The organism is Ruegeria sp. CE9, from assembly GCF_056537425.1.
The window spans coordinates 108,893-123,351 of sequence record NZ_JBQFRO010000014.1 but is presented as its reverse complement, the minus strand read 5'-3'; the positions used below and the strand labels follow the sequence as shown (position 1 = coordinate 123,351).

General features: G+C 54.8%; 16 protein-coding genes. 15 read left to right on the top strand and 1 reads right to left on the bottom strand.

Annotation, left to right across the window (positions count from 1 at the left end):
- Positions 1-26: 26 nt before the first annotated feature.
- The 6 genes from ACR0B3_RS21195 to ACR0B3_RS21170 are packed head-to-tail and all read left to right on the top strand — an operon-like array spanning position 27 to position 5,082.
- The gene (locus tag ACR0B3_RS21195) at positions 27-578 is read left to right on the top strand and encodes a TRAP transporter small permease subunit (RefSeq protein WP_170685399.1); all 552 of its coding nucleotides are present in this window, start codon (positions 27-29) and stop codon (positions 576-578) included.
- Entirely contained in the window at positions 575-1,879 is a 1,305-nt protein-coding gene (locus tag ACR0B3_RS21190; RefSeq protein WP_170724739.1) for a TRAP transporter large permease subunit, read from the top strand. The genes ACR0B3_RS21195 and ACR0B3_RS21190 overlap by 4 nt, the downstream gene beginning before the upstream one ends.
- A 10-nt stretch (positions 1,880-1,889) precedes the next feature.
- Positions 1,890-2,756, top strand: coding sequence for a dioxygenase family protein (locus ACR0B3_RS21185; protein WP_480810785.1), 867 nt, complete (start codon positions 1,890-1,892; stop codon positions 2,754-2,756).
- Between the two features lie 21 nt (positions 2,757-2,777).
- Positions 2,778-3,584 (top strand): amidohydrolase family protein, encoded by an 807-nt coding sequence (locus ACR0B3_RS21180; protein ID WP_480810784.1) that lies wholly within the window; start codon positions 2,778-2,780, stop codon positions 3,582-3,584.
- A complete protein-coding gene (locus ACR0B3_RS21175; RefSeq protein WP_480810783.1) occupies positions 3,581-3,958 on the top strand; it encodes a hypothetical protein in 378 nt (125 codons plus the stop codon). Before ACR0B3_RS21180 ends, ACR0B3_RS21175 begins: the two co-directional genes overlap by 4 nt.
- A 23-nt stretch (positions 3,959-3,981) precedes the next feature.
- Entirely contained in the window at positions 3,982-5,082 is a 1,101-nt protein-coding gene (locus ACR0B3_RS21170) for a cytochrome-c peroxidase (RefSeq protein WP_480810782.1), read from the top strand.
- Between the two features lie 750 nt (positions 5,083-5,832).
- Here the strand turns inward: ACR0B3_RS21170 and ACR0B3_RS21165 are convergent.
- Positions 5,833-6,579, bottom strand: a complete 747-nt coding sequence (locus ACR0B3_RS21165) for an IclR family transcriptional regulator (protein ID WP_480810781.1) — start codon at positions 6,577-6,579, stop codon at positions 5,833-5,835.
- 217 nt (positions 6,580-6,796) lie between these two features.
- Between ACR0B3_RS21165 and ACR0B3_RS21160 the strand changes: the two genes are divergently transcribed.
- From ACR0B3_RS21160 to ACR0B3_RS21120, 9 genes are all read left to right on the top strand, one after another.
- Positions 6,797-7,633, top strand: coding sequence for a cyclase family protein (locus tag ACR0B3_RS21160; RefSeq protein WP_480810780.1), 837 nt, complete (start codon positions 6,797-6,799; stop codon positions 7,631-7,633).
- 61 nt (positions 7,634-7,694) lie between these two features.
- On the top strand, positions 7,695-8,039 hold the full coding sequence (locus tag ACR0B3_RS21155) for a cupin domain-containing protein (RefSeq protein ID WP_480810779.1): 345 nt from the start codon (positions 7,695-7,697) through the stop codon (positions 8,037-8,039).
- An 11-nt stretch (positions 8,040-8,050) separates the two neighbouring features.
- Positions 8,051-8,836 (top strand): SDR family NAD(P)-dependent oxidoreductase, encoded by a 786-nt coding sequence (locus ACR0B3_RS21150; protein WP_480810778.1) that lies wholly within the window; start codon positions 8,051-8,053, stop codon positions 8,834-8,836.
- A gap of 3 nt (positions 8,837-8,839) precedes the next feature.
- Positions 8,840-9,763 carry a 3-hydroxyacyl-CoA dehydrogenase family protein gene (locus ACR0B3_RS21145; RefSeq protein WP_480810777.1) on the top strand — a complete coding sequence of 308 codons (924 nt, stop codon included), beginning with the start codon at positions 8,840-8,842 and terminating at the stop codon, positions 9,761-9,763.
- 43 nt (positions 9,764-9,806) lie between these two features.
- Complete coding sequence (locus tag ACR0B3_RS21140; RefSeq protein ID WP_480810776.1) at positions 9,807-11,087, top strand: ABC transporter substrate-binding protein; 1,281 nt, start codon at positions 9,807-9,809, stop codon at positions 11,085-11,087.
- A gap of 50 nt (positions 11,088-11,137) precedes the next feature.
- Positions 11,138-11,866 (top strand): ABC transporter ATP-binding protein, encoded by a 729-nt coding sequence (locus tag ACR0B3_RS21135; protein ID WP_480810775.1) that lies wholly within the window; start codon positions 11,138-11,140, stop codon positions 11,864-11,866.
- Complete coding sequence (locus ACR0B3_RS21130; RefSeq protein WP_480810774.1) at positions 11,859-12,566, top strand: ABC transporter ATP-binding protein; 708 nt, start codon at positions 11,859-11,861, stop codon at positions 12,564-12,566. Before ACR0B3_RS21135 ends, ACR0B3_RS21130 begins: the two co-directional genes overlap by 8 nt.
- Before the next feature lies 1 nt (position 12,567).
- Entirely contained in the window at positions 12,568-13,431 is an 864-nt protein-coding gene (locus ACR0B3_RS21125; RefSeq protein ID WP_480810773.1) for a branched-chain amino acid ABC transporter permease, read from the top strand.
- Positions 13,428-14,456, top strand: coding sequence for a branched-chain amino acid ABC transporter permease (locus ACR0B3_RS21120; RefSeq protein ID WP_480810772.1), 1,029 nt, complete (start codon positions 13,428-13,430; stop codon positions 14,454-14,456). Before ACR0B3_RS21125 ends, ACR0B3_RS21120 begins: the two co-directional genes overlap by 4 nt.
- Positions 14,457-14,459: the final 3 nt, after the last annotated feature.

Sequence of the window (14,459 nt, the reverse complement as noted above, 5' to 3'; positions counted from 1 at the left end):
CTGGCGATCCACGAAAGGGGCCTTTCATGCTGAAGACCGCAGTTGCTGGCTTGTCGCGGGTCGCCAATTCGCTTGCTATCGCCACCAACGCATTGGGTACGCTTGTCGTCCTTGCGTTGGTGGTCATTCTGAATGTCGACGTCATTGCGCGCGGTCTGTTTTCAGCCCCTCTGCGCGGGACCTACGAAATGGTCCAGTTTTCGGTCGTGATGATCGTTTTTTTGCAGTTGGCCGACGTCGTCAGAGTGGATCGGCTGACGCGCTCAGACGGGTTCCTGAACCTGCTGCACCATCGCCGCCCGGGTCTGACAGCCAGCCTGAGGCGCATCATCAACGCCATATCGGCAATCTTTATGGCTTTGATTGCGTATGTGACTTTTCCCGAATTTCTTCATATGTGGGAGACGCAGGACTATTTCGGAGTACCCGGTCTTTTCACACTGCCATGGTGGCCGGTCAAACTGGTCATCGCGTGCGGTACTGCGCTTGCCTGCGTGATCTTCCTGCTTAAGGTCGTCACGGCGCAAGACCGCCCGCAGCTTGTCCGCACCCCTGAGCATGACGAGGCCGCAGAATGACGCCGATTGAGATTGGCCTGATCTCGGTCGTCGCTATCGTTTTCCTGATTTACGCGGGCGTTTACATTCCAATTGCTTTGGGTGTGGTCTCGTTCGTGTCGATCTGGCTGATGCGGGACAATTTCACACTGGCGCTCAACCTGTTGAAAGTGGCGGTTGGCGACAGCGCGATGGAATATAGTTTCGCGACCATCCCGTTGTTTACCTTTATGGGACTTATCGTCTCAAAAGCTGGGTTAGGCAGGGATATCTACGAAGTTATGACCATGCGGTTTCGCAAGGTCAAAGGCGGTATCGGTATGGCAACCGTCGGAGCCAACGCCGTCTTTGCGGCGGTGACAGGGTCGTCCATTGCATCCGCCTCTGTGTTCACCAAGGTCTCGGTCCCGCAAATGATGGCGCAGGCCTATAACCCGCGATTTGCGGTTGGCGTGGTCGCGGGGTCCTCGGTGTTGGGCATGATAATCCCACCATCTGCCATGTTGATCATCTATTCCTTTGTTGCCGAGCAATCCGTGGGGGACATGTTCCTTGCGGGCGTCATTCCGGGGATCATGCTGGCGATCGCCTATGTCGCCGCGATCTGGGTCATGGGGCGATTCACCCCAGCATTCGTCGGTGGCCGCGTCGTCGAAGATACCGAATGGATGTCAGGGCGTGAGATCGCGTCCAAAACCTTGCCGACATTGTTCATCATCACTGTAGTGCTCGGCGGTATCTACACTGGCTGGCTGACAGCGGTCGAAGCCGGTGCCGCCGGTGCATTGGTGGCGCTGATCATCGCAATTGTGCGCAAGTCGATGACACCAAGAGCGTTCTGGGACGCATTGCTGGAAACCGGTCACATCACGGCGGCGATCCTGTTTCTGATCACGGCGGCGTCGATCTATAGTCGAATGTTGGGGCTGGCCGGGCTGCCCAACCAATTGCAGGACCTGCTTGCAGGGAATTCCGCGTCATTCTGGTCGATCATGCTGCTTTACGTTTTGTTAATGCTTTTCCTTGGAACACTTCTGGATACTGCATCGATCATTCTGATCGTTGTCCCGCTGTTTCTGCCCATGGCCGAAGCTCTGGATATGTCGCTGATCTGGTTCGGGATCATCACCGTTGTCGGCGCTGAAATCGGACTATTGACCCCGCCGCTAGGCATATCCTGCTTCGTTATCAAATCTACGATTAACGATGACCGCATATCGCTGAAGGACGTGTTCATGGGTGCGCTGCCATTTGCGTTCGTAATGCTGATTGTCCTGTTCATCCTGATCGAATTCCCGATCCTCAGCCTTGCCCTGATTTAAGGAGGCACAGATGCGTACTGTCACCAAAGACAACATAACCGACGTGTTTATGGGGTACTTGTCCGCGGACACTGAACCGAGGATGCGCGAAATCATGGGGTCTTTGGTCAGACATCTTCATGACTTTGCCCGTGAGACCAATCTGACACATGACGAATGGCGCGCCGGGATTGCATTTCTGGAAGGATGCGCTGCGGTAGAGACTGAGGACAGGCACGAGTTTGTTCTGGCGTCAGATGTGCTGGGCCTGTCGTCGCTGGTGGATATGCTGCATTCCAGTCCCGACGCGACCAGCTCGTCCGTACTGGGCCCATTCCATGTCTCCGGCGCACCCTCGCTGCCGATCGGTGGCGATATGAAACGTCACTATGGAGGGCCGGTTCTGCTGGCCGAAGGCGTGATCCGGGATACAAAGGGCAATCCGATTGCGGGTGCTGAGCTCGACATTTGGCAAACCGCGCCAAACGGGCTTTACGCCAGTCAGGATGAGGAACAGGATACCTATTCTTTTCATGGCTTGATGACGGTCGGCTCAGATGGCCGCTATGCTTTCACCACTGTCAAGCCAGTGGAATACACTGTACCATCGGACGGGCCGGTCGGGGATATCCTGCGCGCCTGCGGCCGCCATCCCTGGCGACCGTCGCACTTGCACTACATCATCAAGGCCCCCGGTTATCGCTCGCTGGTGACGGAAATATTTCCCGACGATGATCCCTATCTGGATGAAGACACGGTGTTTGGTGTGCGCGACGATCTGGTGATGACATATTTTGAACGTCCAGCTTCTGAATTTCCTGATGGCATGGAGCTATCTGGTAAGATCTCTGAACCTTACTTGCATGTGAATTTCGACGTGACGCTTGCCAAGGACTGATTGATAGATAGGAGGCTTGAGGTGCTGAAACGTATCTTGATTTTGGGAGCTGCGCTGTTTTGCAGTACCGCTATCGCACAAGAGCGCCCGATCTTCGACGCGCATATTCATTATAGCCACGACGCCGTCAAACTGGTTCCTCCAGAACAAGTGGCCAAAATCCTTCGAGATGCGGGCGTTCGGAAAGCGCTGGTTTCCAGCTCAGACGATAATGGCACTCAGCTGTTGTTGGCCGCGGCACCGGACATCGTTGTTCCAGCGTTGCGCCCATACCGTCGTCGCGGTGAAATCAACACCTGGATGCACGATGAAACTGTAATCGACTATTTGGAAACAAATCTTGCCAAGAACGACTACGAAGCCATCGGCGAGTTTCACGCTTACGGCGACGATATCAAAACGCCGGTCGTCCAGCGTATGATTGCACTGGCCAAAGAGCGGAACCTCATTCTACACCACCACGGCGATCGAGAGGCCGTCGACCTGATCTTCGAAACCTGGCCTGAAGCTCGTGTCCTGTGGGCCCACTCTGGCTTTGATGATCCAGCAAGCGTTGTTGACGCGCTGGACACGTATCCCAGGCTTTGGGCCGACCTGGCGTTTCGTTCAGACATGGTCTCACGAGGCAGAGTTGAGCCGGATTGGAAGGCGGCTTTCGAAGCTCATCCAGATCGCTTCATGGTTGGAACGGATACATTTGCCCCGGAACGATGGTATTACGTAGGACCACATGCCGATTTTTCGCGTGAATGGTTGGATTTGCTGCCGGACCAGATTGCGGACAACATCGCCTATGCCAACGCAGAACGTTTGCTGGCATCAAAATGATCCGTTACGCTGTCTGGTTCATGATTTGGTCCAGCGCCGCTTTTGCTTGTGACGTAACTGGGCAACGTATGAATTCGGATGTTCAAAACGCACCCGAGGTTTATCTGTCTGTTGATGAAATGCCGTTGGCTCAACCGTTTTCCGTGCTGGTTTCAGTTTGTAGTGAAACTGCCGTGGGCCAATTGCGTGTGGATGCAATCATGCCCGCTCATCAACACGGTATGAACTATACCCCCAAGGTTTCCGCGTTGGGCGGTAGAGCGTTCCGCGTTGATGATATGCTGTTTCACATGCCGGGTTTGTGGGAGCTGCAGGTTGAGGTCGACATCAATGGCCAATCAATTTTTTACACGTCAGAAATTGCGCTGAAATGAAGCCGTGGGTTTCAGCTGCGCTAATGGTCCTGACAGGTGCAGCGCGTGCAGAGGTCTTGCTGTCTGCTGAAGAAATTGAACAAACGCTTTCCTTTGGACCGTGGCCACCATCCTTCCAGTCTGACCCAAGCAACGGCGTTTCCAATGACGCCAGAGCGATTAAGCTTGGTGAGTCCTTATTCAATGATCCGGTACTGTCGTTCGACGGGGCGTTTTCCTGTGCCAGTTGTCATGATCCTGAACAGGCTTTTACAACGCCAGAGGCTCGAGCGATCGGCAGAGGCTTGTTAGATAGGAATTCACCATCGCTGCGGGACCTTGCCGGTCTCCGTTGGTACGGATGGGGCGGCAAAAGCGATAATCTTTGGGCGGCCAGCCTGCACCCGATCATCGAAGAACAAGAGATGGCGCATAGCCCCGAAAGCCTAGAAACAGCAATCTCCGAAAGTGCCTATATTGATGATTTTGAAGCTATTTTTGGCGACATCCAAAATCAAGGCCCAGAGCTTGTTCTGGTGAATACTGCAAAAGCTCTTTCGGCCTACTTGGAGACTTTGGTTACCAACCGGACGCAGTTTGACGATTTTCGCGACGCTTTAGAGCGCCGAGATTTTCCAGCTGCAGCGAACTACCCCGAAGCGGCCCAGCGAGGTCTTCAGCTGTTTTTAGGGCGTGCGAATTGCGTGTTTTGCCACAACGGCCCGAGGTTTTCCAACAATGAGTTCCATGATGCTGGTGTACCATATTTTCTGAATGAAACTGAGGTCGACGAAGGTCGATTTGGTGGATTGAACTTTTTGCTCTCGAGCCCCTATACACTGGACGGCGTCTGGAATGATGATCCGGACAAGCAAGGTGCTTGGGCCGTTGGACATGTACGCCGGAGCCACGCTGATTTTGGAACCTTCCGCACGCCCAGCCTGCGCGGGGTGGTTGAAACCGCACCGTACATGCATGACGGCAGCCTAGGGGATCTGAACGCTGTGATCCGGCATTACAGCAAAATTAATACGGAAAGGCTGCACGCCGACGGTGAAGCCATTCTCTCGCAATTGAATTTGTCTGAGCAAGAGATTGAAGACTTAGTTGCGTTTTTGATGACGCTGTCCAAGGCGCCTTTCTAAAGCGTTTGTGTTCAACGCCCGAGAATGGGCAATTTGACAAGCTGGTTCGGCTACTATCGGTAGCAGTGCAGATGAGGGGGGGTTTGCTCATTCTGGGTCAGAATTGCTTGACGTTTGTGTCAGAAAGGGATGACGTGATCGGCCGATTTGTTGAGGTTTTGGATGTCGATTGAGACAAGTATCGGTGACGTTCCACATTTGCTATGTGGCGACAAATAGTTTTGCAATTTGCGACAGAACTTTTCCTTTGCGCCGCATACTTTTGCCTTCTGCCAACTGGTTACGTTGCGCATGTTTCCCCTTAGCAACTGTTTTTGAGCGAAGCCCTTCAAGGCGCTCGTATCCAAAACCTGCTCCCGGCGAGGGTTGGGGGTAGCAAGTGCAATACAATTCGACAGGGTGGCGCGGCCCACAGGCGTTAGACAACCGGAATGTGCCGTTAACTAGACTTTGCAAAGTCTGCTTTCAGGCGGGCGTATGAACTGTGTTGTTTGGCTTATTGATACGGCGATCGCTCAATCAGGGATCGCTTCACATAACACCCCTAAGCGATGTTCGCGGCTCGTTACGATGCCGACAAACATCCAATGATTGCAAAACTTGCGATTCAACACGAATGTCAACCTTCGCGACCATGCGGAACTAGCCGCAATTCGTTGCGTGCAATGTATGGACTTTTTTCGTTGAAAGCGCGGGCTGCCAGACAAGGTCGGTCGCGAAACCAATCTGCCTCAAGTCAGCTTCACAAGCTTATTGGAAGGTTTGATGTATATTTGTTGACGTCTCAACTAGCGCTTGTTCGATGGTTGCTCTTTGCCGTGCAAATCGCGTCGTTGGCACTGGAATTGAGATCGCGTGCAGGTCTCCGACCCAGTCGACGAAAGAAAACCCGATCGCCGACACGCCGGCAGAATGCTCGTCCAAATCATAGGCAAGGCCATGTTCGCGGACCTTGTCCAGTTCGGAAAGGAACTCATCCAAATTCCTTTGGATACCATTCCGTTCCCATTCGTTTTGAATGAGTTTTGACGCATCTCCTTTATCGAGTTGAGCGAGACAAGCTTTCCCATTTGCGGTGGTGGTCAGCGGAAAAACCTCGCCCACCTGCGAAACGGTCGTCAATCGATAGACACCTGGGACCTGATCTAAGAAAACCATGCCGATACCGCGCATGACGGCGAGGTCTGTGGTTTCCCCGGTCTTTTGGGTCAGTTCCGTCAAAAGGAGCCGGCAGTGTTCGACGATGCTGTAGTGCGCGGCACCTGCGAGGGCGCTGAGTTCGGGGCCGAGCCTTAAGCCGCCCCCATTTGCATCCGCTATGACAAGTTTCTCTTCAGCAAGTGCGCTTGTGATTCTTTGTACCGTAGAGCGGGGCAGGTCAACGCGCTCGGCGATTTTCCCCAAGCTCAATCCGGATTGGTTTTCTTTCAGTACACGCAAAATCGAGGCCGCTCTGGAAATGACCTGAATACCACCTTTACCTGCTTTTTCAGACATTTAACCTACCTCATCCTGTCTTGGCATCGTAGTTCTAGATGCCTGGTGATTTTTTAGTGTTGTATCACAATGCGGTGCAAGTCAACCGTATAGTGAGTTTTTAGTTGACCATAATGCGGTGCGCGTGCATCATCATTCGGGACAGGTGGGGAGGCCACCCAGACAACTGAAAAGCGAACACCGCCGCGCTGGCCGGCGAACAGAGGAGATATGCCCAATGGTCGAAATCCGTGGCATTGAGTTTCAAGCAAACACCGACAACGACATGGGGCTCGAATTCTACAACCTGAGCCACAGATACGGGTTTCAGTGTCCCAACTGGCCCTACTTCAAGGACGTCCAGATCGACCGAAAGCACTATATGGCCAAGTCGGGGGTTCTGTCGCAGACGATCACGACGACGATGCACGTGACCACGCATATTGATGCACCGGCACATGTCGTTCAGGGAACACCGTTCATCGATGAGGTGCCTCTGCCGCATTTCTTCGGCTCGGGTCTGGTAGTTTCCATACCAAAAAAGAAATGGGAGCAAATCACCGGAGATGATCTGGAAAAGGCCTGCGGCCATGCCATCCGCAAAGGCGATGTGCTGATCATCAACACCGGTTGGCACAAGCAGTATGAAGATGGCGACTATTTTGCTTATTGCCCGGGTCTCGTTCCTTCCGCCGCTGAATGGATGATCGAGAAAGGTGTGAAAGTCGTTGGCCACGATACCCAGGCGAACGATCACCCGCTGGCAACTGCCATTGGTCCGCAGCGAAACGGTCCGATCATGCCTCATCTTGAGAAAGAGTATCTTGAGTGGTCAGGCGGGACACCGTGGGAGGTTGATTTCCCCGAGTGGGAGCCAGTGCACAACATGCTGTTCTCCAAGGGTATTCTCGGAATTGAAAATGTCGGTGGTGATTTGGATGCGGTGACCGGCAAGCGGTGCACCTTCGCGTTCTTCCCTTGGAATTGGGACCGTGGCGACGGCTGCATTATCCGATTGGTTGCGATGATCGACAAGAACCAGTCCTACCGCATCGAGGCTGGTGAAGATTTCTGAACACTCACGGACCGGTCGCCGCTTCACCGGTGGCCGCCACTAAACCTGAGCGGAGACGGACATGCATCTGAAGCGCTTTCAAGACGCCCAACCCTACGAAGCACCGAACCATTTTGGGTGTCATGGGCTTCGTCTGCAGGGGTTTGAGAAGGGCGGGCCGGCAAATCAGTGGATCGGCTTCAGCCAGTTCCTACCAGGCGGTGGCGCAGGGCCGGACTCTACGCCTTTTGAGAAAGTCTACGTCGTTCTGGAAGGCGAAATGACCGTCATCGTTGACGGCACCGAAATCATTCTTGGGCCGATGGATAGTTGCACGATCGCACCGGACGAAGTGCGCAAAATTGAAAACCGCGCCAACCACACCTGCAAAATGCTGGTGGTCATTCCGTATCCGCCAGAAAGCTGAGGACAAAAAGAATGTCTGATCCACTCAAGATGTTTGACGTAAAAGACAACGTCGCACTGATCACCGGAGCATCCGGCGCGTTTGGCATGGTCGCTGCGCGCGTCTTGGCCGGAGCTGGGTGCAATCTGGTTCTGGCTGCGGGCAATCTGGACGCTCTCGATGAGATTGCCAAAGAGTGCGAGGCGCTTGGTGCGACCGTCGTTGCGGTGAATGCGCGCCCGTCCGACGAGGCATCCTGCAGAGCGCTGGTAGAAGAAGCAGTCAATAATTTTGGTAAGCTCGATATTCTCGTTGTCGCGTCTGGTATGAACAAAGTTGCGCCGATTAACGAAATGGCACCGGAAACCTTTGACGCAGTGATGGACGCCAACGTGAACCAAAGCTGGCTTTTGGCACGCGCGGCGGCGGCGCATATGAAGCAAAGCCAATACGGCAAGATCATTTTCGTCAGTTCCGCGCGCAGCATCCTTGGGCACCCTGCTGGCTACACGGCGTATTGCGCGTCAAAGGCTGCTGTGAACGGGATAACCAAAGCCTTGGGATGTGAGCTGGGTCCGACAGGGATCACCGTCAACGCGATCGCGCCGACGGTATTCCGTTCGCCTTTGACGGCTTGGATGTTTGAAGAAACCGATGAAGCGAAGGCAGTGCGTGATGGCTTCCTGACCCGTGTTCCCAAGGGGCGGTTGGGTGAGCCGGAAGACCTTGCCGGGCCTCTGCTGTTCCTCGCGTCGCGGGCATCTGATTTTTACACCGGGCATATCCTTCATGCCGACGGCGGATATACGGCGGGTTAACGGATGGTGCGTAAAAAGCAGCAGATAGCCGTAATTGGCGCGGGCCTAATGGGGCACGGGATTGCCCTGACTTTGGCAAAAGCGGGCCAGTACGTCGCCATCACGGATCCCGTTGAGGAGGCGCGGACTACCGTGCCAGATCGCATTCGCACCAGCATGGATGCGATGGGGGATGACGAGGCCACTATCACAAAAACCCTCAAGATGATTGAGATCTTTGCGACGACGGAAGGGGCGGTTCGAAACGCTGACGCCGTGTTCGAAGCGGCACCAGAAAAGCTGGAGCTCAAGCAGGCGATTTTTGCTGAGATCGAGGCGCACGCACCAGAGACCTGCATACTCGCGTCTAATACGTCGGTCATGCCCATCACTCAGATCATGTCCGGATTGCAACTGAAAAGCCGTGCGTTGGGAACACATTGGTGGAACCCGCCGCACATGATTCCATTGGTCGAAGTCATCAAGACGGAATGGACTGACCCCAAGATCGCGCAAACCATGTTCGATCTGCTGAAGGACGCTGGAAAAACTCCGGTGATGGTCGAAAAGGACGTGCCGGGTTTTATTGGCAACCGCCTTCAGCATGCGCTGTGGCGCGAAGCAGTCAGTCTGGTTGAAAACGGAATTTGTGACGCGGAAGCTGTTGATACTGTGATCAAGTCCAGCATTGGGCGGCGATTGGCGGTTCTCGGTCCGCTAGAAAACGCTGATCTGGTGGGCACTGACCTGACGCTCGATATCCACGAAAACGTATTGCACGATCTCGAAGCGCATAAGGGACCCTCATCTTACCTCAAGTCGCTTGTCGACGCAGGTAAGCTAGGCATGAAATCCGGCGAAGGTTTCAGGAAATGGGCCGAGGGCGAGGCGGATCAGGTTCGCCAACGTGTCGCGACACATCTGAAAAATCTCGAGAAGACTTTGTAAGATCAATCAAACACTGGCGGGAGGCCGGTGAAGGGAGGACGCAATGACAATGACTTTTAAGGCGGCCACAAGGCGCGGTTTTATTGCCGGGGCTACGGCGGCAATCGCTGCTCCGGCCATCCTCCGGGCAACGCGTGCCTATGCGGCAAACCCGACGCTAAGGATAGGCAATGTCAGCCCACGTACCGGGCCTCTGGCCGGTTTTGCTGAAGCCGACGAGTATGTGCTTCAAGCCATACAGCAGGTCTTTTCGGCTGGGTTGGACAACAATGGAAAGACCTGGAATGTCGAGATCATCTCAAAAGACAGCCAGTCCAACCCGAACCGCGCAGCCGAGGTTGCCGCAGATCTGATCCTGGGTGATGAGGTCGATATCATTGTCGCCGCTTCTACCCCGGATACGGTGAACCCGGTCGCCGATCAGGCAGAGATCAACGAAGTTCCCTGCATCACGACCGACTGTCCATGGCAGCCCTATTTCTTTGGTCGCAATGGTGTTCCGGGTGAGGGTTTTGAAACGACCTATCACTTCTTCTGGGGCCTGGAGGATGTGATCGCAGCGTTCCTTGATATGTGGGATAAAACTGGCGTGACCAAGACAGTGGGTGGTCTATTCCCCAACGATGCTGACGGCAATGCATGGGGTGATGCGGAACTGGGCCTGCCAAAACCTTTGGCCGCAGCTGGTTATACGCTGACCGATCCCGGTCGGTATCAGCCTCTGTCCGACGACTTCTCAAACCAGATCGCAGCGTTCAAGGCTGCTGGCTGCGAAATCGTCACTGGCAACATGATCCCCCCCGATTTCGCAACTTTCTGGAGCCAGGCCGCCCAGCAAGGCTTTAATCCAAAGGTCGTGACCATTGGCAAGGCACTGCTGTTCCCATCCGTTATTGAATCGCTCGGTGACCGCGGGGACGGGTTATCGACCGAGGTCTGGTGGTCTCCACATCATCCGTTCTCGTCCTCGCTCACCGGTATTTCTTCGAAAGATCTTGCAGAAGGTTATACGGCAGAGTCGGGCCGTCCTTGGACGCAACCCCTTGGCTTTAAACATGCCCTGTTCGAAGTCGTCGCAGATGTCATCAAACGGGCTGATGATCTGGAAGACCCGTCTTCGATCATTTCGGCAATCACGTCCACTAATCTGAACACAATTGTCGGGCCGGTGAACTGGGGTGATGGGCCGATGAATAACGTTACCAAAACTCCGCTGGTCGGTGGCCAGTGGCAGAAGTCTGGAGACGCATACGAGTTGCAGGTCGTTGCCAACAGCACCGCGCCCGAAGTTCCGATAACGGCAGACATGAAACTGCTGGGCTGACCAGACATTCGGCGCTGATCTTGGCGCCGAGCCCTCCATCCGAGAGAAACATGACGACAATCTTGAAACTCCAAGACCTGAGCAAGGCATTTGGCGCGGTCACTGTCGCCGATGCCATGAGCTATGAGGTCCAGCAAGGCGAGGCACTCGGGGTAATAGGCCCCAACGGCGCTGGCAAAACCTCGATGTTCAACTTGATCACTGGGACGCTCAAATCCAATTCCGGGGTGATAGAATTCAGTGGGCAGAACGTCACCAAATGGAGCGCGGCAAAGCGCAGCCATGCAGGCATCGCGCGCTCTTTTCAGGTTCCGCAGCCGTTTTCGGGCATAACTGTTTTCGAAAACGCGATGATCGCCGCCACGCAATCAGCTGGCATGCATGGACACCAGGCCGAAAACTTTTGTCTGGAGGTTCTGGACCAAACAGAACTGCTGCCCAAGGCAAACGTTCTAGCGGGCAGCCTTACACTGCTGGAACGCAAACGCCTGGAACTGACACGGGCGCTTTGCGCCAAGCCCAAACTGCTGCTGTTGGATGAGATCGCCGGTGGTTTGACCGAAGCCGAGTGCAAGTCACTGGTTCAGACAATCAAGGATATCCACGCCTCTGGCGTTACCATCATCTGGATCGAACATGTTGTGCACGCCCTGCTGGCCGTCGTGGATCGTCTGATCGTCATAGACTTCGGAAAGAAGATCGCCGAGGGCGAGCCGCAGGCAATCATGGAAAGCGCGGAAGTCAAAGAAATCTATCTGGGGATCGAAGCCGATGCCTGACTCAATTCTTCAGACACGCGGTTTGAACTCCTATTATGGCGATTTCCAAGCGCTTTATGATGTCGAATTGGACGTCGGCGAGGGAGAAGTTCTGGCCATCATTGGTGCAAACGGCGCAGGCAAGACGACCCTGATGCGATCTATCACCGGGCTGCTGACGAATGGGCCGGATCAGATTCACTACCGAGGTCAGGATATCAGCCGGCTTCGCGCAGACGAGGTGGCAGAACTTGGCCTCGCCATGGTTCCAGAAGGTCGCCAGTTATTCCCATCGTTGTCAGTCAAAGAAAACTTGATGATCGGGGCCCAAGTTGGTCGCGCGGGCCCTTGGGATCTGAAAGCTGTCTATGATCTGTTTCCGATCCTTGATGAGCGCAAAGATCAGGCCTCTACATCGCTGTCGGGCGGCCAACAGCAGATGGTCGCCATAGGGCGTGCCCTGATGTCCAATCCAGACCTCATCCTCTTCGATGAAATCAGCCTCGGGCTGGCACCGATCATCATCAAAGACATCTACGAGGCGCTACCCGGCATCATCGGCGAGGGCATGAGCGCGATCATCGTCGAGCAGGACATCACCAAGGCACTATCGGTCTCAAGCCGGGTCTACTGCCTGCAGGAGGGGCGCGTTTCGCTGGAAAGCGCGTCCGACACCGTTTTGCGCGAAGACATTTCGCGCGCGTATTTCGGGATCGAATAATATGGAATGGCTGAACGCTATCGTGCAGGGAACTTTGCTAGGTGGGCTATACGCGCTGTTTGCTGCGGGTCTGTCGTTGATCTTTGGAGTCATGCGGCTTGTCAATATTGCCCACGGCGATCTAATTGTGCTGGCCGCGTACCTCGGGCTGACCGTGACGACCGCGACGGGTATGCATCCGATGGCCGCCCTGGTGATCGTTGTGCCCGCCATGGCATTGATCGGTTATGCCCTTCAACGCGGCCTACTGAACCAAACTCTGGGCGACGATATTCTTCCACCGCTGCTTGTGACCTTTGGGCTGAGTGTAATTATCCAGAACGGGCTGTTGGAGGTCTACACGGCCGACCCCCAAACACTGAATGCCGGTGCGCTGGAAACAGCCAGCGTTGCAGTAGGCGGTGTGACCCTCGGGATACTACCGCTACTGACCTTCGGGATTGCGATCGCTGTGATCTGGGGGCTGCAATGGACTTTTTATCACACCGCACTTGGTCGTGCATTTCGAGCGGTATCCGACAATCAGGACATCGCCCAGCTCATGGGCCTCAATCGCCGGCACATCTTTGGGCTGGCCATGGCTCTGGCGCTGGGCGTGACAGCAATCGCCGGTATCCTGCTTGGCATTCGGACAAGCTTTGATCCTTCGATTGGCGGGGGCCGTCTGATCTTTGGCTTTGAGGCTGTTATCATCGGTGGACTCGGCAACCTGTGGGGCACGCTAATTGGCGGCGTTATTCTTGGCGTCGCGCAAACCATCGGAGCCAAGATTGATCCGGGCTGGCAAATACTAGCCGGCCATATTGCCTTCCTTGTTATTCTTGCCGTTCGTCCGAACGGCCTCTTCCCGAGGGTTTCTGGATGAATCTGCAAGGTTATTCTGTATCTCGATCATCAAAAGCTGCCAGAATTGCTGCGATCCTAACCGCAATTGCTCTGCTTGTTCTGATTGCAGCGCCCTGGTGGGCAGGCCGCGCAGACATGCGCCTGATGGGTGAACTTTTCCTCTACCTTTCCCTCGCCACCCTTTGGAACCTCATGGCGGGTTACGCTGGTCTCGTCTCGGTCGGTCAGCAAGCCTATGTCGGCTTTGGTGGCTATATGCTGTTTGCACTGACGATGCTGGGCGGTTTGCATCCATTGGTTGCTATCGCAGCCGCAGGTGTCCTGGGAGCGTTGATCTCGATCCCGGTCGCCGTCCTGATCTTCAGGCTTCGGGGGGCATATTTCGCAATAGGCACCTGGGTTATCGCTGAAGTCTTTCGGCTGAGCTTCGCGCAAATCTCAGCGCTTGGCGGAGGGTCAGGATCTTCGTTGCCAGTCGCCATCGTTAAATCACTGGCATCCGGGCGCGCGATGCGTGAGGCGCTGAGCTATTGGCTGGCGCTCGGAGCCGCTGTGCTGGTGGTGACAGCCGTGTATCTCTTTCTGCGCTCGCGCCAAGGTTTGGCGTTGACTGCAATTCGCGATAACGAATTGGCTGCCGGTAGCCTCGGCATCGATATCTGGCGAACGAAGTTCATAGTGTACGTCGTCACGTCGGCATTCACGGCGATGATCGGCGCGCTCATCTTCTTGCAAAAGCTGCGCATATCACCGGATGCGGCGTTCAGCGTAAATGACTGGACAGCCTTTGTCATCTTCATCGTGGTGATCGGCGGCATCGGCACCATCGAAGGACCGATCATCGGCACACTTGTATTCTTTGCGCTGCGCGAAACGCTGGCCGACCTCGGAACAACTTACCTTATTGTTCTGGGCGTCGTTGCGATTGTCGTCATGCTCAAGGCGCCAAAAGGCATTTGGGGCGTGATCCGTAGCCGCTATGATCTGCAACTTTTGCCGCTGGGCTATCGCGTAAAGCACACCGGACAATCCAAGGAAAACTGAACC

Coding starts and splice junctions, on each gene's coding strand:
- ACR0B3_RS21195 (WP_170685399.1), top strand. CDS start 27: ATGCTGAAGACCGCAGTTGCTGGCTTGTCGCGGGTCGCCAATTCGCTT.
- ACR0B3_RS21190 (WP_170724739.1), top strand. CDS start 575: ATGACGCCGATTGAGATTGGCCTGATCTCGGTCGTCGCTATCGTTTTC.
- ACR0B3_RS21185 (WP_480810785.1), top strand. CDS start 1,890: ATGCGTACTGTCACCAAAGACAACATAACCGACGTGTTTATGGGGTAC.
- ACR0B3_RS21175 (WP_480810783.1), top strand. CDS start 3,581: ATGATCCGTTACGCTGTCTGGTTCATGATTTGGTCCAGCGCCGCTTTT.
- ACR0B3_RS21170 (WP_480810782.1), top strand. CDS start 3,982: ATGGTCCTGACAGGTGCAGCGCGTGCAGAGGTCTTGCTGTCTGCTGAA.
- ACR0B3_RS21165 (WP_480810781.1), bottom strand. CDS start 6,579: ATGTCTGAAAAAGCAGGTAAAGGTGGTATTCAGGTCATTTCCAGAGCG.
- ACR0B3_RS21160 (WP_480810780.1), top strand. CDS start 6,797: ATGGTCGAAATCCGTGGCATTGAGTTTCAAGCAAACACCGACAACGAC.
- ACR0B3_RS21155 (WP_480810779.1), top strand. CDS start 7,695: ATGCATCTGAAGCGCTTTCAAGACGCCCAACCCTACGAAGCACCGAAC.
- ACR0B3_RS21150 (WP_480810778.1), top strand. CDS start 8,051: ATGTCTGATCCACTCAAGATGTTTGACGTAAAAGACAACGTCGCACTG.
- ACR0B3_RS21145 (WP_480810777.1), top strand. CDS start 8,840: ATGGTGCGTAAAAAGCAGCAGATAGCCGTAATTGGCGCGGGCCTAATG.
- ACR0B3_RS21140 (WP_480810776.1), top strand. CDS start 9,807: ATGACAATGACTTTTAAGGCGGCCACAAGGCGCGGTTTTATTGCCGGG.
- ACR0B3_RS21135 (WP_480810775.1), top strand. CDS start 11,138: ATGACGACAATCTTGAAACTCCAAGACCTGAGCAAGGCATTTGGCGCG.
- ACR0B3_RS21130 (WP_480810774.1), top strand. CDS start 11,859: ATGCCTGACTCAATTCTTCAGACACGCGGTTTGAACTCCTATTATGGC.
- ACR0B3_RS21125 (WP_480810773.1), top strand. CDS start 12,568: ATGGAATGGCTGAACGCTATCGTGCAGGGAACTTTGCTAGGTGGGCTA.
- ACR0B3_RS21120 (WP_480810772.1), top strand. CDS start 13,428: ATGAATCTGCAAGGTTATTCTGTATCTCGATCATCAAAAGCTGCCAGA.